We start from the raw sequence: 17,581 nt of genomic DNA on the forward strand, positions 1-17,581 counted from the left end.
GGAGGCTTGCGCCTCCTTTTTTTCTTCAAGCTTTCGCTCAGGCGTCGAGCTTGGCCTTGGCTTGTGCAGCCAGGGCAGCAAAAGCCGGCTGATCGAAGACAGCCAGATCGGCCAGAACCTTGCGGTCGACTTCGATGTTGGCCTTCTTCAGACCATTCATGAAGGTGCTGTACTTCATGCCCAGCTCACGAGCTGCAGCATTAATACGGGCGATCCACAGGGAACGGAACTGACGCTTCCGCTGACGACGGTCACGGTACTGGTATTGACCAGCCTTCATCACCGCCTGTTTGGCGACGCGATAGACGTTCTTGCGGCGACCGCGATAACCCTTGGCCAGGGCCAGGACTTTTTTGTGACGGGCGCGAGCCGTTACACCACGTTTAACTCTGGACATGTGCTATCTCCTTACGCGTACGGCAACATGGCGCGAACGGATGCGACATCACGTTCGTTCACCGAAACGGCACCACGCAGGTGACGCTTAACTTTGGTGGTCTTCTTCGTCAGGATGTGACGCTTGAAGGCCTGACCACGCTTGATGGAACCACCTGCGCGGACCGAAAAGCGCTTCTTGGCGCCGCTCTTGGTCTTCATCTTGGGCATTTTGATGCTCCTTAATGACATGCTGTCAGGTGGTTCCCGGCGGGAACGCTTGCACTACCCGAAAGCACTTATAACTACTAGGTACAACAGAACTTCTAATTACACTGTTTTCTTCTTGGCTGGCGCGATGATCATGATCATCTGGCGCCCTTCCATTTTTGGCATCTGCTCGACCGCCCCAATGGCGTCGACATCAGCCCGAATTCTTTCCAACTGGCGCATACCAAATTCCTGGTGCGCCATTTCGCGCCCCCGGAAGCGCAAGGTCACCTTGACCTTGTCACCTTCATCAAGGAAACGCGTCATATTCCGGAGCTTGATCTGGTAATCGTTTTCGTCAGTACCTGGGCGCAGCTTGATTTCCTTGACCTGCACCTGCTTCTGCTTCAACTTGGCTTCGTGGGCGCGCTTCTGTTCCTGATACTTGAACTTGCCGTAATCCATGATGCGACAGACCGGAGGCTTTGCCGTTGGTGCGATCTCAACCAGATCAACACCAGCCTCCTCAGCCATTTGCAACGCGGCGCGAACGCTGACGATGCCCAACTGTTCACCTTCCACACCCTGGAGACGGATCTCCGGCACTGTAATCTCATCGTTTAAACGATGGGCCTTGTTCTGAGCGATGGTAAAACCCCCGAAATATCAATAATTAAGCCGTGCCACTCCGCGCGGCAACTTCCCCTTGAAGTCGCCCGACCAGTGCCTCGACAGTCATCTGCCCGAGATCCTGACCGCCGCGTGTACGCACGGCCACCAGTCCGTCCGACTTCTCCTTGTCACCAACAACGAGCTGATAAGGCAGCCGGTTCAAGCTATGTTCTCGAATTTTATAGGTAATCTTCTCGTTGCGCAAATCCGCCTCGGCCCGGAAGCCCGCCCGGTGCAGCTTTTGCGCAACATCCGCAGCATAATCCGCCTGCTTTTCCGAAATATTCAGCACCACGGCCTGCACTGGCGCCAACCACAGCGGCAAGGCCCCGGCAAAGTTCTCGATCAAGATGCCGATGAAACGCTCAAGCGAACCAAGGATCGCCCGGTGCAACATCACCGGCACCTTGCGCTCGTCATTGCCGGCAACGTATTCGGCACCAAGACGACCCGGCATCGAGAAATCGACCTGCATCGTGCCACACTGCCAGGAACGACCGATCGCATCCTTGATATGAAATTCGATCTTCGGACCATAGAAGGCGCCCTCGCCCGGCAACTCTGTCCATTCCAGACCGGAAGCGCGCAGACCGCAGCGCAGCGCATCCTCGGCCTTGTCCCAAACACCATCGGAACCAACACGACTTTCCGGACGCAAAGCCAGCTTAACAGCGACGTCATTGAAGCCAAAATCGGCATAAACCTGCTTGACCAGCGCATTGAACGCAGTCACTTCAGCTTCAATCTGGTCTTCAGTGCAGAAGATATGACCATCATCCTGGACAAAGCCGCGCACACGCATCAGGCCATGCAAGGCGCCGGTCGGCTCGTTACGGTGGCAGGAACCGAATTCGCCGTAGCGCAGCGGCAGCTCGCGATAGGAACGCAGATCCGAATTAAAGACCTGCACATGCCCCGGACAATTCATCGGCTTGACCGCGTAGTCGCGGTTTTCCGACGAGGTCGTGAACATGTTGTCCTTGTAATGCTCCCAGTGCCCCGACTTTTCCCACAGGGACTTGTCGAGAATCTGCGGGCAACGGACTTCCTGATAGCCGTTGTCGCGGTAAACCTTGCGCATGTACTGCTCGACTTCCTGCCACACCGACCAGCCCTTGGGATGCCAGAAGACCAGACCTGGGGCCTCGTCCTGCATGTGGAACAGGTCAAACTGCTTGCCGAGGCGGCGGTGGTCGCGCTTTTCGGCCTCTTCGAGCATGTGCAGGTAGGCGTCGAGGTCTTCCTTCTTCGCCCAGGCGGTACCGTAGATACGCTGCAACTGTTCGTTGCGGTGATCGCCACGCCAGTAAGCGCCGGCCACCTTCATCAGCTTGAACACCTTGAGCTTGCCGGTCGATGGCACGTGCGGGCCACGACAGAGGTCGATGAAATCGCCTTCGCGGTACAGCGACACCTGCTGATCGGCAGGAATTGCGGCAATCAGCTCGGCCTTGTATTTTTCGCCCTGACCAAGGAAGAAATTCACTGCATCGTCGCGATTCCAGACTTCACGACTGACCGGGATATCCCTCTTCGCCAACTCAGCCATGCGCTTTTCGATAGCCACCAGATCTTCCGGGGTAAACGGGCGCTTGTAGGCAAAATCGTAGTAAAAACCGTTTTCAACGACAGGACCGATGGTCACCTGTGCATCCGGAAAGAGCTCTTTCACCGCAAATGCCAGCAAGTGGGCCGTCGAATGGCGGATCAACGCCAGACCATCAGCGTCCTTATCGGTCACAATGGCTAAATCGACATTTTTCTCGATCAAAAAAGAGGTATCAACCAATTGACCGTCAACCTTGCCAGCCAGCGCCGCACGTGCCAAGCCGGCACCAATGCTGGCCGCCACCTCGGCGATGGTAACCGGCTGCTCGAAGGAACGAATAGAGCCATCGGGAAGTTTGATATCGGGCATGACAGGATTCTCTGGACGAAAAAAAAGTGCGGACTGAGCCGCACTTTTTAGATGAACGAAAGCCGACTCGATTAGAGTTTCTGAACTTCAGTGCAAGTTCGGAAAGTGACCAAAACAGCTCCGTCAGGAATTTGGTAGGCGGTATTGGAATCGAACCAACGACCTCCACGATGTCAACGTGGCGCTCTAACCAACTGAGCTAACCGCCTAAGGAAGCGCGCATTATAGACGCCCGGTCAGATATGTCAACCACTCGCACCCAAAAAAAATCAATCCGAAGTAACATGCGCACTCTCGAACCGAGAACCGGATCATGAATACAGGCTGGATCATTTTTGGACTTTGTGCATTGACATTGATCGGTGCCACCCTGCCACTATTGCATGAGCGACGCAGCACCAGGAAATCCGAAGCCGCTAAACAAGCATCTCAACCAACGAGCCCCCAAGATGGAATCACGCCTGACCAATCTGGAAATAAAGATCAGCTTCAATGAAGACCAGATCGAGGAACTGAACAAGGTCGTTTATCGCCAACAACAGCAAATCGACTTTTTGACGACTCAGTTCCGCGCACTACGCGAACAGGTCAGCAACAGCCAACCACAGGAGCAACACAGCCTGCGCGACGAGATTCCGCCGCATTACTGACATGCGCGCAACACAATTATTATCATGCCGTCGATTCAAATGACGTTGGCGAAATTTCGGCAACCCGGTAGCATACTTCAGTTGCCCCTACCATTAAGATATCGCTATAAGATGTCCGCAACGATGCACTCACCATACCCAGCCCCATTCCTCAGAAAGAGACAAGACGAATATGGATAGCATGATCGACTGGCAAAACAGCTGGGATGCATACGAAAAATACGCAGCTTGGCTCGAAACTCAGTTCTCCGGAAAACTGAACGCCCGTCGCTTTGATTACCAACACCCAATGCGCCTGCAGAAGAAGGTTCCCAAACGCCTCCGCAAGGTCTACCCCGTTTCCGTTGCCTATACGCAATGGGGCAATCCGGATCATCCGCTGATACTCTGTATCGGCGGCGTCGCAAACTGTGCTCATCGCTTTCACTTCCTTGCCGACGGGCTAAGCGAAAGATATCAAATCGTCTGCATGGACTGGGTCGGCCGTGGCTATTCAGGTTGGCTGGCCGACCTAACTGAATATCACCTGGAAACATATGTTGAACAGTTAAAACAGTGCCTGCATCACCTCAATGCCAAGCAGGCAACCATCGTTGGCTCATCACTCGGCGGCACAGTAGCGATCATTCTTGCAGCACGGCACCCGCAACTTGTGGCTAAACTCATCCTGAACGATACCGGCCCGTACATCCCTGCAAAGAGACGACAAAGACGCGCGGAAACGCTAGCCAGGCATTATGTTTTTCGCACACCAACCGACTTACTACGCAAAGTAGGAGTCTCGCTACGCAACGACGGCCCAATCAAAGAAAACACACGTTTATATACAACGCACCACCAGACTCGGTGGTCAGACGAAGACAGCGGTCGTATCTATCGTTATGACCCACGCGCCATGCTGGCCTACCGCGAAAGCGCCAGAGAGAGTGTCAATGTCTGGACAGAGTGGCAAAAACTAAAACAACCAATCCTGGTCACACACGGCTTGGAATCAGATGCATTGCTCGCACCAAGCCTGCGGCAGATGCGGCATTATTCCGACATCACCATCATGCACGTACCGCATACCGGGCATACCCCCGTACTCGACAACCCTAACCATATCAGCCTCATCCGCGACTGGCTTACCGGCGACAACACTATCGGCAGAGAGTTTTCCGCCCTGCCACAGCAAGAAAATACCTGAGCCCGACTCGATCAATACTTGGGGACTAGACCATCCACACTTGGCCCCCCGGGAAATACCGAGATCGAACAAGCAGCTGCGCGTACCCCCTCGAACAATAACAACTCACAATTCCCCACACTGACACATTGGCCGGACAGAGCTTCGCTCAGTACGCGACCAACACCTTTACTCGCCACAATTAGTCCGGGTTTAATCAGACGAGGCTGCCATGTATCCAACCATGAAAGGATACGTGTGCGAAATTCCGTAGCAGACTCCCCCTCCGGCGGAGTCTCGCCTGATCTCAGCGCTGACTCCGTTTCGCTGATCGACCTGCCATTCCACTCACCCAGTCGCCGTTCGTTCAACTCCGCATTCGTCTCGACCAGTAGCCCCAGACGATCCGCAACGATATGCGCCGTTTGCTGAACACGCAACAATTCACTGGCGACGATCCAGAACAGAGGAAAGCCTCCCTGCCCAAGCAGTTCAGCAACTTTTTCAGCTTGCCCCACCCCCGTCTGATTGAGCGAAATATCAATCTCGCCGCCACAACGAATGCCTTGTACGTTGTAATCAGTTTCTCCGTGTCGCAGAAACAAGAAGCGCTCGGTTGAATTTAATTTCATGGTTTTACTTGACGAATTCGGCACTATCGAACATGGCCAACGGGGGAATAAGTTGCAATTGCTTGGCGACAGCCATTCGGATCAGAAATGAATACTGAGTCAGCGTTTCGATCGGCACGGTCATCGGTGCCTGTTTATCGAACAGTATCTGGCTGGCCTTGTAGGCCGTGAACTGACCAATACTGTAATAACGGCTAATCAACCCAGCCAGCGCACCGGCATCCATGATCTGCTCTGTTGAAGCAAAGGTTGGCAACCCCAGCGCATGCGCGTTTGGAATAACGATATCTTTGCATTGCGTACCAAGAAAAGAATCCGGGGGCAGATAGAGCCAATCCACACCAGCCTCTTTCATTTCCCTGAGCATATCCGGCACACCATCAATCGTTGGTCGCCGGGCCGCATCCAGCCGAAATGGCCGATCAATCACCGCAAAACCTAGAGTTTTGCCAAGCACCCTTAGTTCATCCAGAACCGCCAAGGAGTTGTTCTCGGTTGGCGTATACAGGATACCCAGGCGCTTGAAAGGTCGATAAGCCGCCATTGCATGGAGCTGCGACTCGGTCGATGCAACATGGTAAACCCCTGTCACGTTCCGCCCGGAAGAAATCAGATTGGGTACCAACTCGGCACTGACCGGCGCAGCAACCAACGTAAACACCACCGGAATATTGGTGATGTGCAAACGTGGATCGACTGCATTGTATTTTCCGACGATGCCTTCCGTTACGGTGGTTCCCCAAGTCAGGATCAAATCAGGCTGCAGGGCACGAATTTCCGCGATCAGTGCGGGAAAGCGCGAACTGTCTCGCCCCAGATCCCGCTCAATATATTCCACAGGATATTGATGCCGGGCCAGATAGTCGCGAAACCCCTTTTCCACTTCAGTTTTCCCGCGAAACGTGACAACAAATATCCGTACAGCCTTATTCGTCCTAGCAAAAACCGGGACCGAACTTTGTACAAAAATGCCCGCAATCGCGAGACACGCCCTTCTTCTTTGATTACTCATGCCGCCTCCACATTAGAGGCTACCTGATGAATGATTAGCCAATAAAAAATAGCAGCGGCAAGCAGCGCGAGTATTCCCATACAGACAAAAGTGACCTGAAACCCAAACAGGGTCAACAGCACACCAGCCAACAAAGGACCAAGCGCGTTCCCCATGCGTTCCAGGAGGCGATATACACCATATACGTAGCCGTCACCGAACAACTGAATTTCACTGGCCGCCACACTTGAAACCAGAGTGCTCTGGGCCGTGATACTCAGCGACTGACCAACCCCCAGAGCAACAACCAAACCAATGGCCAACAAAAATCCGTCGGCAACCAGGGCCAGCATGCCGCCCAGTGCGGAAATCAGCAAACCAGACAGAATGAAAACAGCCCGCGCATTGAAACGATCAGCATAACGTGCGGCAATTGGCATGATCAGCACCATGAAACCCGCGTACACCATGAGCATCCGCCCAGCCATAGCCTGAGTACTACCGATCGAAATAATGTAGAGCGGTAGCAAGAAAAAACAGCACCCTGTCAGCAAAACCTTAGCTGGAATCGCCGCACTGACGCATACCGCCATAAATCGACTGTTTCTACAGAGCTTGAGTGCATCGGATATCCGCACCTTGCCTGCCGCACTGCCTTTTTGTTCGGCTGTACCGCCGGGCAAGCGAAACATCAGCGGAATGCCCAGCGCGGCAATACCAGCCGCCACAACGAAGGTTGCACGAGCGCCAATATTGTCAGCCAGGATACCGCCAATCGACGGACCACAAATCGTCGCCACCATAATCGCACCAACAAAAAGCGCAAAACCGGCAGAACGGCTGGCATCTGCCGTATTCTCCAGAATATGTCCTTGGGCTGAGACAAAAATAGCTGCATAACCCAGAGCGCAGATCACTCTGGCTGCAACGAATATGTAGATATTTGTTGCCATGGCACACACCAGAAAACCAACGATGGCAACCAGTGTTCCGCCCAAGAGCAAGCGTCTGTTGCCAAACTGCTGGCTTAGTCCGCCAAGCCAAGGCTGAGCCAAGGCAACGACAAGCATGAAAACCATGATGGGAAATCCAATCACGATGTTCTGCAACGACAAATCAATACCTTTCGACAAGCTGCCGACAAAACCGGGCAAAAAGGGACGAGTCAGCTCTTCGCTGAGGAAAAACAGAAATACTGGCGCTCGAATATCCCGACTTTTACGCAAAGGGTCACAGGAACGATCTCCGGAAACCGGAAGAAAAGCCAACACTTCAAGCGTAAAGAACATGGCAACAACCAGCACAACCAGCACATCCAGACTCATCTCTTTGAGCAGCTTTCCAGCAAAGGCTGCGTCGAGACCAACAAGGATACTTCCTGCATCACCAATCGGAAGCGCAATAGGCGGCGCAACATCATCCGGTTCATCGTGACCATTCCAAGTATCTTTGGCGACATGAAAAAGTACGCTATTGGCGGAATCAAGCACCGAAAAATAGGCCAGCCCCACATTTTCGATCAAGTCCCGTCGTAGGACATCCTCGACACCATAGAGCTCCTCCAGTGCCAAACCATGCCCCATGGCACGCACAATCAGCTCAGCTTTAATCTGGCCACTTTGCCGGGCGTTCTGCTCAAGCTTTGGTAGCAAATGTTGCTTGAACAACGGAAGGGCTTGCAACGAAACCGCAAGCAGCCCACCAAGCGTAACCAGCATGATTAGCATACTAGTCCGAAAAGTCAGGCGTTCAACATGCCGGCAAAAACGGCAAAGAAGCAACAGGAAAATCGAGCCAATAAGAAGAGAAACACAGAAACTCAAAAGTGTGGCCTTGATCAGCGCCGGGAAAAGCTTTTTCTGGCTGGCTTCGACCTGACTCGTTGAGTACTCGATACCGAGCAATCCGACAGCCAAGCCAAAGTTATTGCGCAGAATCCAACCAATACTTTCGACACCATCCTGCTCCCGAATATTCCACTCTCCGTTTTTTGATGCTTTCGCAGCAATCTGCCAAGCTTCAGGATAATTAGCAGAGGCCAATGCTGGATCAGATGCATACACCCCCCTCCCATGCATATCGCCTATTCGGATGGCAATAATCGACGGATCGACCTTGGACTGCCGCGCAAGCAAGGCGGGCATGCCTTCCATTGCCGACAAATCCATCCCAACGGACAACGAGAGGCCAAAATTCTCTTGGATATCCTGGGCGGCGACCGCAACGTTGTCGCGCACCAAGCCGGAAACGGTATTGCTGAATTTATAATAATTGAGCAACAAAGCCATCCCGAGAGCAAACACAAGGGATAGCAACAAGGCGATAAACAAATTCAGCAGGCTTGTTTTCAGGGCAGCCATAGCGTTTTTATTCAGTACATACTGATTGGGTTGCTGCTTTTTCACCCTGTCGTGGAAAAATCCGGGATATCGCATCTATAAAACTCACAATTTTCCAGTCTTTCATAGAGATGCAAGCTTCTGAACACGCACATCATATGTTAGGATCGGAACAGTCATTTGGATTTTTTATCTAAACAGAATGGAGTTTGCCATGAGTGAACAAAACGAGATTTCGGCAACAGAAGAGGAATACCTGCGCCAAGACGAGTTGTCACGTCTGGCTAATGAATGCATAAAGAAACACAGCATCTATGCCGCTGCGGGCGGGCTGATCCCGATTCCGTTTATCGAAATGGCGACCAGCAGCACGATTCAGTTGCGCATGATTGCTCAACTCTCTGACATTTACGATATCCGCTTCTCGGAGAATGCCGTCAAAAATGCCATGGGCACATTGGTCGCGACCGTTCTGCCTGTTGCAGGGGCTGCCATGATCGCAACCAACATGTTCCGTAGCGTACCGGTTATCGGGACAGCCATTTCCGTTTTGGCGGTACCTACCTTGGGCGCAGCTTCCACTTACGCACTGGGCAAGGTTTTCACTGCTCACTTTGCTTCTGGTGGAACAACTTTGAATTTTAATGCAGAAGCAGCCAAGACTGCGTTCAAAGAGAAGTACGAAGAAGGCAAGCGTAAAGCTTCTGAATTTATTGGCCGCGCAAAACCTGCCGCCAGCGAAGCAACGGCCTGAAACGCGTCCCATGATGCTCACCGTTTACTTATTCCCATACTCTGACGCCTTCGCTGAAGGCTGTCAGTCTAACGGTGCAAGCTGATGAGCGACAAAATTCGCGACTATATCGAACAGAGCTTCCTGATCGAGTTCGATGAATCTTTTCCTGAAGACACCGACTTGTTCAAAGAAGGTGTCATGGATTCCTTCGGTTACGTTCAAATGTGCCGTTTTCTGGAAAAAGAATTCGATATCCGTTTCTCGGAAAAAGAAATTACCGGTAACGTTCTGACCAGCCTGACTCGAATTCGTGAATTCGTCCTGCAAAAAAAACGCTCAGAAAATGCCGGAGCGGACACCTCCTCCTGAACATCCTCTAATCCATGTGCGGCATTGCTGGTTTCTTCCATCCTGCCCTGACAGCAGAGGGTTTTCCGAGCACCCTGCTCGAAATGCTGCAATATATTGCGCACCGAGGACCGGATGCCAGTGGCTATGTCGTCGATGAACGCTGCGGCCTAGGCTCCACCCGCCTGTCGATCATCGACATCGCCGCAGGACTCCAGCCGCTATCCGACCAAACGGAGCGCTATTGGCTCTGTTACAACGGCGAGATCTACAATTATCTGGAATTAAAAGCTGAACTCGAAATTCTGGGTCGCCCATTTATCACCCACTCCGATACTGAAGTCTTGCTGCAGGCATGGATTCACTGGGGACCAGACTGCCTGCAACGCCTGAATGGCAGCTTTGCCTTCGCACTGTACGACAGGGATGAAGACGAACTGGTACTGGCACGTGATCGCTACGGCAAGCGCCCGCTTTTTTACACCCCACATGGCCAGGGCCTGCTGTTTGCCTCGGAGATGAAGGCCTTCCTTGCTGTCCCTGGCTTTGTCTTTGAACACGACCCACAACAACTTGCTTCCATTGCCGCAACCTGGACGCCTCTACCGGAGCAAACAGGATTCAGCGGCATTCACAACCTGCCTATGGGCCACTGGTTGCGTGTCCGGGCGGGCCGCACTGAAACCAGACCCTATACAAAGCTGGACTTTGAGGCACAGATCAAAGTTGCTGACGTGGCGGAAGCACAGACGCTTATCCGCCAGAGCCTGCGCGATAGCGTGGCACTGCGCTTACGCAGCGATGTAGAGGTTGGCGTTTATTTAAGCGGCGGCATTGATTCAGCGATCATTGCCCTGCTCGCCAGCGACTTGAGCCAGCATCCACTATCCACATTTTCAGTCGAATTTGCCGACCGGCAATACGACGAGTCAGCTCAGCAGCAAGAAATGGCAAGTCTTCTCGGTAGCCGGCACCATGCGCTGACGATTACCCACCGCGACATCGTGGACCATTTTCCAGCAGCAGCCTGGCATGCCGAAATACCAGCCTTTCGCAGCGCCTTTGTCCCGATGTATCTGCTCTCTGCCCAGACCCGGGCAGCAGGCATCAAGGTAATCCTCTCTGGCGAAGGGGCCGACGAGGCATTTCTGGGCTACGACCTGTTCAAGGAGGTATTGCTACGCCGGCAGTGGGCAGCCTTGGCAGAAGACGAACGGCGAACGCAACTGGCCCGTCTCTATCCCCATCTGGAACATTATGGTCCTCAGGACATCGCTGCACTCACGGGGCTCTACCAGCAATTTTCCGAAGAGCGCCTGCCTGGCTTGTTCTCCCATGAATTACGCTTCCAGAATGGTCGCTTCGCAGCACGCCTGATCAAAAATGCAGGCGATCCATTTCAGGCCATCTCGGCGCTCGTCGCAACAACACCGGGCTACACCGAAATGACGCCGGTACACCAGGCGCAATGGCTGGAGTTCAAAACCCTCCTCGCCGGCTATCTGCTCTCAACCCAGGGCGAACGCATGAGTCTGGCCCATGGCGTAGAGAACCGCTGTCCGTTCCTCGACCCGGCGGTGATCAATCTGGCCAACTCGGTTAATCTACGCTTTGATGATGGCTTCGAGGAAAAGCGACTGTTACGCCAGGCCTTTGCCGAGCAGTTGCCACAATCCATTGTCCATAAGCGCAAATTTCCTTACCGTGCCCCGGATAGTGCGGCCTTTGCCGATTGCCGACCGGATTATCTCGAATTGCTGCTCTCGACTGACGAAATTGCAAAAATCCCCTTCCTCGATGGAAAATTCGTCCAGGCACTGACGAAGAAGATCATGAGCAGCGCGCCAACCGAGATCAGCACCAAGGAAAATCAGGCCTTCATTTTTCTTCTTTGCCTCGTCTTCCAGCATCGCTATTTCGTCCAGCGGGCCAATCGGCCGACGATGCAGACGATCAACTCCCCCCTGTTGCGTGCAATAGACCTGCGCCGCCGCTGATCAGATCTCCCAGGGGAACTTGCTTTCTTCCACGTAGCGACGAATATTGAGTTGCACCTCCGGATCAGCAAACAGCATGCGATTGGCTTCCAGTGCAGCAGGTTTCAGGACCTCAAGTTGTCCGGCCAGATTTCCCAGGTAAGACTTGTACCGGGCAATCGCTGGCTGGGAGAGTTTTTGCAACCGCAACAGATGACGTCGTAGCAGTGCCTCGGCATCATCGTCCAAGGCATCAACCAAGCCGCAAGCCAAGGCTTCGTCGACCGTAAACGGGCGCGTCATCAGGGTCAGGTAATGCGCTTTCTGCAGGCCGATCCGGCGCACCAGGAAAGGCAGGACACAGGCCGGAAATATCCCGAACAGCAGCTCGGAAAGACTGAAGGCGGCTGAACGATCGGCCAGCACAATATCGGCTGCGGCAACAAACCCCATCCCACCTGCATTGACCCGACCGCGCACCACGCTGATGCTGACGAATGGCCCAGCCGCCATGCGCTGCCACAAGCGGTACAGCGGCTCGGGATCGGCTACCTCGCTGCTGGCAGCCAGCGCCTGAAAATCGCCGCCCGAGCAAAACACGCTTGGTGTTCCTTCAAGCACCAGGATAGCGACAGGTGTGGTCATGCCATCCCCCTCGCAACGGGACAAAACATCATCAAGTTCAATGATCATACGGCCATCAATCGCATTCTGGGCAGCTGGCCGGTCGAGGCGCACCCGACAAACTCCCCTGTCGAAACTGACCCGCAGCGTTTCATAATCCATTGTTTTACGCTCCCGTCAGTGCGCTGATGACCAGCGCACTGTCGAATCCACCAAAACCAAAAGCCAGTTTCAAGGCGTGGTGGCAGGCATGGGGCTGCGCTGCATCACGAACCCAATCGAGCTCAGGAAGCAGCGGGTTTTCCAGGTGCAAAGTGGGATGCAGGCGACCAGCCCGCATCTGCAACAAGAGCATTGCCGTCTCGACCACCCCGGCGGCACTCAGACCGTGCCCGATCAACGACTTGCTGGCATTCAGTCTGGCCTGCCCCAAACCGGCTGCCTGCAGGGCCGCCAGTTCGGTTTCATCGCCGCGTGGCGTACCCGTACCATGGGTATTGACGTAATCGATGTCGGCAGCAGTCAGGCCGGCCTGCGCCAACGCTGCCTGAATGGCTCGCACCTCTCCTTCGAGTGAAGGATCGGGTCCGCGATGACCATTTGCAACATGCGCCCCACCAGCAACACTGCCATATGCGGTCAACCCCGATTCCGGGCGAGAAATGACCAAGGCAGCGCAGGACTCACCGAACATGAAGCCGTCGTGGGCATGATCAAATGGTCGGCAAACCAAGCCCGGACTAAGCACCCCCAAGGCGCTCAGCGCCTGCAATTCAAAACAGGAAATATCCTGAAGAGCCCCCAAGGCAATGCAAGCATCAACCCGCCCGCTACGTACCGCCTCCGTCGCCTGCAAGACGGCCAGCACGCCGCTGGCCGAGGCACCACCGACGGTATAGGCAAACCCACGAATGGGGAAATGAGCGGCACACAAGCCGCACAGATCCGTATCAAAACAGGTGTAACCATGGCTAGGCAACAGATAGGACATCCGCCCGGCGTAGGACTGCTGATTCAGCATTTGCTCCCGGGCATTGAGGTTACTTCCCCCAACAACCAGCCCGATACGTTCCGGTGCCAGCGAATCCAGAGCGGCCTCGTGCCAAGCCTCGTCCAGCACAGCCACCGCCACCCGACCTCCCAGACTACTGACGCGAGCCACACGCGGTGTCAGCAGCGCGGGTGGCTCGGCAAGTTCGGTGCCGCGAAAAAGCGCCTCCCGCCCTTCTATCTGACGACCCGGCCGGCACAAGTCAGCAAATAGAACCTGGGGCGACCACATGCCAGCCAACAAGGCTGCCTTGCCATAGCCGAAGCCGGTCGCCACACCGATGCCCGTCACGACGGGCGATGTCGACTCAGCGCGGCAGCTTGGCATGCAGCAAGTCGGCCAGTTCGCCGATATTGCGCGGACCAAACAACTGGACCATCGGCAAATTCAGGCCCAATGCTTCCATGGTCAGGATCAGCACGTCCTGGCGAGAAACGGAATCGATGCCGATATCGACCATCGAATCCTCACCCGTGATGGTTTGCCCGGCCATGGCAGGTTCGACAATGCAGATCTGCTGCAATATGGTGGCCAATACGGTGTCGCGATCCAAGCTAATCTCCTTGTGTAGCATTTCATTCGGCCCAGCGGTATTCCCGGTGGTAGCCATCGACTCGATCCAGCACCAGGCGGTGTCCGGCAACAAAGGCAGGCCAGGCACCGGGCAACAATTGATGATCGAGTTGCGCGTCGCGGGTGCCAAAACGGATGACTTCGCTACCCCGCAACAGGGTCTCATATTCCGTCATGGATAGGCGATAGCGCTGATCAAGCGTGGCGTCGATCCCCATTGCCTGCAGCGCCTGCTGGCCATCGCGCTGAGCCACGCCACTATAAAACTCCGAACAGCAACCCGAGCCATAGGAAAACATGCCGATCCGGCGGGGCTCACTGAAATCCCCATATGCCAGCGTCCCGGCCAAGGCAAGCAGCACCGACGCACCGGCTGTATTGCCGACCCGCTGCCCGAAACTCAAGCTGGGAGCGACACGCCGCGCAAAATCTTCCTCGACTTCTGCCGGTGTCGCCTTGAGCAACTTGCGCATCAACTGCCGATGGGCGCCTTTGACCATGCCGCCGAAGGGCGTGTGAAAACACAGATAAGCGAAGCTGTTGCGCAGGTCGACATCGGCCACCCGTCGCGCGTAATCGCGAAAAGCATGCTCGCAGCAATCGAGATAAGCCATCAGCGACAGATCGGCATCCCCCGCTTCGTTATCAGGACCTGGCCGGCAGGTATCCATCACCTCGAAAGCATGATTGCCGTAGGCGCCCGCATCGACCTGCCAGAGCCGAGGCGCATCGCTGACCAGGATGGCGACGGCCCCCGCCCCCGAACTCGGCTCGGAGTACGCCCACTCCTGGATGGCATTGGCATCGCCCAGGGCGAAGCGGGAAATATCGGTCGCAATGACCAAGGCCTTGGCGCCGGGCGACGTACCGGAGAGAATGAAGTTGATCGCCATCTGCAGACCTGCCGTACCCGAGTAGCAAGCCTGCTTGATCTCGAACAAACGGCAATTGGGCTGCAGCCCAAGCAAGGCATGAACATATGTACTGAGCGACTTACCGAAATCGATACCTGACTCGGTACACGTGATGACCATCTCGATATTCCGCCGCTCCTCCTCCGACAAGCCGGCGAGCAGAGGCTGTGCGGCATTGACGGCAAAGCTGACCGGATCCTCGTAGGGCAAGGCTACCGCCTTTTCCTTCATCATCAGATTGGCAAAACGCGGCATGTCCAGATTGCGATACATGCATAGTTCGTGCACATCGATGAAGGCGCTGCCCCCGTAAACGTTGAGCGCTTCGATGCCGGCAGTAATCACATATTCCTCCGCAAACGTACCGGCAGGCACTCAAGGCTACGCGCATTCATTCGGTCCAGACGCCAGCGGGCCTCGCCGGCCAGTTCGATTTCGGAAAAGCGATCAAGCAGGGCATTGAAGGCAACCTCTCCTTCCAGACGGGCCAGGCCGGCACCGATACAGGTATAAGCACCGGCACCAAATGTCAGATGCGGATTCTTGGCGCGGCTGATGTCAAAACGTTCCGGGTCCGCAAAAACGGCAGGATCCCGATTCACCGCGCCGATAAAGCCCAGGACCAGGGAGCCGGCCGGAATGACCAGATCGCCGACCGGAAAATCCTCGATTGCAACACGCAAGATCATGTTGCCGCCCGGCTCGTAGCGCATGCACTCCTCGACGGCCGTCTTCACCAGACTACGGTCGGCACGCAGCGCGGCAAGTTGCTCTGGATTGCGCAGCAGGCAAAGCATGCCATTACCGATCAGGGTAACCGTCGTTTCGTGGCCGGCGATCAGCATTGAAACAAGGTTCATCACGGCTTCTTCTTCATTCAGGGTGCCCGCTTCAAAAGCTGCAACCAGCGTATCGAGCAAGCAATTCCCCGGATTTCTACGGTGCTCGGCAATCAGTTCACGGACATAGATCTTGAATTCGTGCAACGCCTCAAGCGCCTCCTTGCGCTGCTCGGGCGTCGTCATGATGTCGAGCACGCGGATCATTGAGTCGCTCCAGGCAAGGACTTGCTGATCCATTTCGGCAGGAATTTCAAAAAGATTACAGACCACGCGCAAAGGCAAAGGGGCGGCATAGTCCGCGATGAACTCCAGGTCACCACCATTGCCCATGGCGTCGAGCAATTTCACTGCCTCAGCCTCGATCATGGGCGCCATGGCGGCCACGGCGGCCGGGCGGAATGCCTGTTCGAAAACCCCGCGCATACGCTGGTGATCGGCGCCATTGACATTGATCATCTGCGGCTGCATTTCCGAAAATAGCTGGTAGCACACGGGGTCCCTGGTCTTGGCCTCGGGTGTCGCCCAGCCACCACGCCACAAACGGGTATCGCGCCCCATCTTCGGTGAGCGTGCCAACTTGGCAAATTCGTTATGACCCAATACAAAATACACATCGGAAGCCCGATCATGATGGACTGGCCCCAACTCACGCCATGCCTTCAATTGTGGATATGGATCAATCAGGAAAGATTGCTTCTTGATCGTATCCCACCAACTGGACTCTTCGGCTACGGTATTCATCGCTCCCCCTTCAGACAAGACGTTTTGCATAAATATGAAATACCGGCATCACGGCATTCGCCAAAGGATGATGACCGATCATCGTACGAAACCCCCGGGCTTCGAGCTGCTTTTGCATCAACTCCGTCTCGGCCAGCCCCAAATGCACCTCGACCACCAGTTGCCGGATCAAAGGCCAGTCCGCCTCATCGAGCCCGGCCAGCACGTCCTTTTCCGCCCCCTCGGTATCGATTTTCAACAGATCGATATGACTGAGCTGATGCCGACGAATCTGCTGGCTCAAGGTTTCAATGCGGGCACGAACCTTTTGCGTGGCGAATAATTGATCAGCAAACTCAGGAGAGACGGCAACTTGTTGGCTGGCGCCGGTTTTATCCAAAATATCGGTAATTTTGCGGTCGACCGAAGAACCGAACAATATTTCGCGCATACCGTTCACCAACGCCGTACTGGCCTCCCCATGGCATGAAGACAAAGCGGTAATACCTGGAAAATATTCGAAATCGAGCTCTCCCGGCACAGCGCCCAGGCCCATGGCAAACACCTCGGCCTTGCCGGACAGATTGCGTTCCAGCGCGGCAAACGCCTCAGGCATTGGCTCATAGGCAAAAACCCTGGCACCGGGACATTGGTCCAGCAAATGCAGGGAAAACAAGCCGATATTGGCCCCCACATCCAGATAAACCCCGTCAGCCGGCAATTCAATGCCGTGTGCCGTCAGATCATCGTTGAAAATTTCATGGACGGAAAAATCCACTTCGTACGCATTCACGCAATGGATTTGGCGTCCATCAGGCAAGGTAGTGAGGCATAAAGTCATTGGC

Annotated in this window: 18 protein-coding genes and 1 tRNA gene; 5 read left to right on the forward strand and 14 right to left on the reverse strand. The window is 54.7% G+C overall.

Annotated features, from left to right (window positions below; translation table 11 throughout):
• Positions 1-37: 37 nt before the first annotated feature.
• The 5 genes from rplT to RCI20_RS00165 all read right to left on the reverse strand — a co-directional run bounded on the left by rplT (position 38) and on the right by RCI20_RS00165 (position 3,384).
• On the reverse strand, positions 38-397 hold the full coding sequence (gene rplT, locus RCI20_RS00145; RefSeq protein ID WP_306602414.1) for a 50S ribosomal protein L20: 360 nt from the start codon (positions 395-397) through the stop codon (positions 38-40).
• A gap of 11 nt (positions 398-408) precedes the next feature.
• Positions 409-606 carry a 50S ribosomal protein L35 gene (rpmI, locus tag RCI20_RS00150; RefSeq protein ID WP_306602415.1) on the reverse strand — a complete coding sequence of 66 codons (198 nt, stop codon included), beginning with the start codon at positions 604-606 and terminating at the stop codon, positions 409-411.
• A gap of 99 nt (positions 607-705) precedes the next feature.
• On the reverse strand, positions 706-1,233 hold the full coding sequence (infC, locus tag RCI20_RS00155; protein WP_306602686.1) for a translation initiation factor IF-3: 528 nt from the start codon (positions 1,231-1,233) through the stop codon (positions 706-708).
• A gap of 25 nt (positions 1,234-1,258) precedes the next feature.
• Entirely contained in the window at positions 1,259-3,175 is a 1,917-nt protein-coding gene (gene thrS / locus RCI20_RS00160; protein WP_306602416.1) for a threonine--tRNA ligase, read from the reverse strand.
• A 132-nt stretch (positions 3,176-3,307) separates the two neighbouring features.
• A tRNA-Val gene (locus tag RCI20_RS00165) sits at positions 3,308-3,384 on the reverse strand.
• A 240-nt stretch (positions 3,385-3,624) separates the two neighbouring features.
• Between RCI20_RS00165 and RCI20_RS00170 the strand changes: the two genes are divergently transcribed.
• On the forward strand, positions 3,625-3,825 hold the full coding sequence (locus RCI20_RS00170) for a SlyX family protein (protein ID WP_306602417.1): 201 nt from the start codon (positions 3,625-3,627) through the stop codon (positions 3,823-3,825).
• Positions 3,826-4,006: 181 nt separating this feature from the next.
• Positions 4,007-5,011: an alpha/beta fold hydrolase gene (locus RCI20_RS00175; protein ID WP_306602418.1), complete on the forward strand. Its 1,005-nt coding sequence runs from the start codon at positions 4,007-4,009 to the stop codon at positions 5,009-5,011.
• Positions 5,012-5,022: 11 nt separating this feature from the next.
• On the opposite strand, the gene RCI20_RS00180 is transcribed toward RCI20_RS00175, so the two are convergent.
• From RCI20_RS00180 to RCI20_RS00190, 3 genes are read right to left on the reverse strand one after another with little or no spacing between them, the layout of a single operon-like run.
• Complete coding sequence (locus RCI20_RS00180; protein ID WP_306602419.1) at positions 5,023-5,622, reverse strand: histidine phosphatase family protein; 600 nt, start codon at positions 5,620-5,622, stop codon at positions 5,023-5,025.
• Positions 5,623-5,626: 4 nt separating this feature from the next.
• The gene (locus RCI20_RS00185) at positions 5,627-6,634 is read right to left on the reverse strand and encodes an ABC transporter substrate-binding protein (protein WP_306602420.1); all 1,008 of its coding nucleotides are present in this window, start codon (positions 6,632-6,634) and stop codon (positions 5,627-5,629) included.
• Complete coding sequence (locus RCI20_RS00190) at positions 6,631-9,048, reverse strand: MFS transporter (RefSeq protein ID WP_306602421.1); 2,418 nt, start codon at positions 9,046-9,048, stop codon at positions 6,631-6,633. Before RCI20_RS00190 ends, RCI20_RS00185 begins: the two co-directional genes overlap by 4 nt.
• A gap of 118 nt (positions 9,049-9,166) precedes the next feature.
• Here RCI20_RS00190 and RCI20_RS00195 point away from each other — a divergent pair, with 118 nt between their 5' ends.
• The 3 genes from RCI20_RS00195 to asnB all read left to right on the forward strand — a co-directional run bounded on the left by RCI20_RS00195 (position 9,167) and on the right by asnB (position 12,033).
• Positions 9,167-9,706: a YcjF family protein gene (locus tag RCI20_RS00195; RefSeq protein WP_306602422.1), complete on the forward strand. Its 540-nt coding sequence runs from the start codon at positions 9,167-9,169 to the stop codon at positions 9,704-9,706.
• 84 nt (positions 9,707-9,790) lie between these two features.
• Positions 9,791-10,057, forward strand: coding sequence for a hypothetical protein (locus RCI20_RS00200; protein WP_306602423.1), 267 nt, complete (start codon positions 9,791-9,793; stop codon positions 10,055-10,057).
• Positions 10,058-10,071: 14 nt separating this feature from the next.
• Positions 10,072-12,033 (forward strand): asparagine synthase (glutamine-hydrolyzing), encoded by a 1,962-nt coding sequence (asnB, locus tag RCI20_RS00205; RefSeq protein ID WP_306602424.1) that lies wholly within the window; start codon positions 10,072-10,074, stop codon positions 12,031-12,033.
• Here asnB and RCI20_RS00210 read toward each other — a convergent pair whose 3' ends face one another.
• Genes RCI20_RS00210 through RCI20_RS00235 form a run of 6 tightly spaced genes read right to left on the reverse strand, consistent with a single transcriptional unit; the run spans position 12,034 to position 17,577 of the window.
• The gene (locus RCI20_RS00210) at positions 12,034-12,798 is read right to left on the reverse strand and encodes an enoyl-CoA hydratase/isomerase (protein ID WP_306602425.1); all 765 of its coding nucleotides are present in this window, start codon (positions 12,796-12,798) and stop codon (positions 12,034-12,036) included.
• 4 nt (positions 12,799-12,802) lie between these two features.
• Entirely contained in the window at positions 12,803-14,014 is a 1,212-nt protein-coding gene (locus tag RCI20_RS00215; protein WP_306602426.1) for a beta-ketoacyl synthase N-terminal-like domain-containing protein, read from the reverse strand.
• The gene (locus tag RCI20_RS00220) at positions 13,995-14,240 is read right to left on the reverse strand and encodes a phosphopantetheine-binding protein (protein WP_306602427.1); all 246 of its coding nucleotides are present in this window, start codon (positions 14,238-14,240) and stop codon (positions 13,995-13,997) included. The genes RCI20_RS00215 and RCI20_RS00220 overlap by 20 nt, the downstream gene beginning before the upstream one ends.
• A 22-nt stretch (positions 14,241-14,262) precedes the next feature.
• A complete protein-coding gene (locus tag RCI20_RS00225; RefSeq protein ID WP_306602428.1) occupies positions 14,263-15,519 on the reverse strand; it encodes a hydroxymethylglutaryl-CoA synthase family protein in 1,257 nt (418 codons plus the stop codon).
• The gene (locus tag RCI20_RS00230) at positions 15,516-16,757 is read right to left on the reverse strand and encodes a cytochrome P450 (RefSeq protein ID WP_306602429.1); all 1,242 of its coding nucleotides are present in this window, start codon (positions 16,755-16,757) and stop codon (positions 15,516-15,518) included. The genes RCI20_RS00225 and RCI20_RS00230 overlap by 4 nt, the downstream gene beginning before the upstream one ends.
• A gap of 10 nt (positions 16,758-16,767) precedes the next feature.
• Positions 16,768-17,577, reverse strand: a complete 810-nt coding sequence (locus RCI20_RS00235; protein ID WP_306602430.1) for an FkbM family methyltransferase — start codon at positions 17,575-17,577, stop codon at positions 16,768-16,770.
• Between the last annotated feature and the right edge of the window lie 4 nt (positions 17,578-17,581).

The sequence above is a fragment of the Azonexus sp. genome, assembly GCF_030824335.1.
Lineage (GTDB): Bacteria > Pseudomonadota > Gammaproteobacteria > Burkholderiales > Rhodocyclaceae > Azonexus.

Excerpts from the sequence above, each read along its gene's own strand:
- RCI20_RS00175 (WP_306602418.1), top strand. The coding sequence starts at position 4,007 with ATGATCGACTGGCAAAACAGCTGGGATGCATACGAAAAATACGCAGCT.
- rpmI (WP_306602415.1), bottom strand. The coding sequence starts at position 606 with ATGCCCAAGATGAAGACCAAGAGCGGCGCCAAGAAGCGCTTTTCGGTC.
- RCI20_RS00200 (WP_306602423.1), top strand. The coding sequence starts at position 9,791 with ATGAGCGACAAAATTCGCGACTATATCGAACAGAGCTTCCTGATCGAG.
- RCI20_RS00215 (WP_306602426.1), bottom strand. The coding sequence starts at position 14,014 with ATGCCAAGCTGCCGCGCTGAGTCGACATCGCCCGTCGTGACGGGCATC.
- RCI20_RS00190 (WP_306602421.1), bottom strand. The coding sequence starts at position 9,048 with ATGCGATATCCCGGATTTTTCCACGACAGGGTGAAAAAGCAGCAACCC.
- RCI20_RS00195 (WP_306602422.1), top strand. The coding sequence starts at position 9,167 with ATGAGTGAACAAAACGAGATTTCGGCAACAGAAGAGGAATACCTGCGC.
- RCI20_RS00170 (WP_306602417.1), top strand. The coding sequence starts at position 3,625 with ATGGAATCACGCCTGACCAATCTGGAAATAAAGATCAGCTTCAATGAA.
- RCI20_RS00230 (WP_306602429.1), bottom strand. The coding sequence starts at position 16,757 with ATGAATACCGTAGCCGAAGAGTCCAGTTGGTGGGATACGATCAAGAAG.
- RCI20_RS00235 (WP_306602430.1), bottom strand. The coding sequence starts at position 17,577 with ATGACTTTATGCCTCACTACCTTGCCTGATGGACGCCAAATCCATTGC.
- RCI20_RS00180 (WP_306602419.1), bottom strand. The coding sequence starts at position 5,622 with ATGAAATTAAATTCAACCGAGCGCTTCTTGTTTCTGCGACACGGAGAA.
- asnB (WP_306602424.1), top strand. The coding sequence starts at position 10,072 with ATGTGCGGCATTGCTGGTTTCTTCCATCCTGCCCTGACAGCAGAGGGT.
- RCI20_RS00185 (WP_306602420.1), bottom strand. The coding sequence starts at position 6,634 with ATGAGTAATCAAAGAAGAAGGGCGTGTCTCGCGATTGCGGGCATTTTT.
- rplT (WP_306602414.1), bottom strand. The coding sequence starts at position 397 with ATGTCCAGAGTTAAACGTGGTGTAACGGCTCGCGCCCGTCACAAAAAA.
- thrS (WP_306602416.1), bottom strand. The coding sequence starts at position 3,175 with ATGCCCGATATCAAACTTCCCGATGGCTCTATTCGTTCCTTCGAGCAG.
- RCI20_RS00210 (WP_306602425.1), bottom strand. The coding sequence starts at position 12,798 with ATGGATTATGAAACGCTGCGGGTCAGTTTCGACAGGGGAGTTTGTCGG.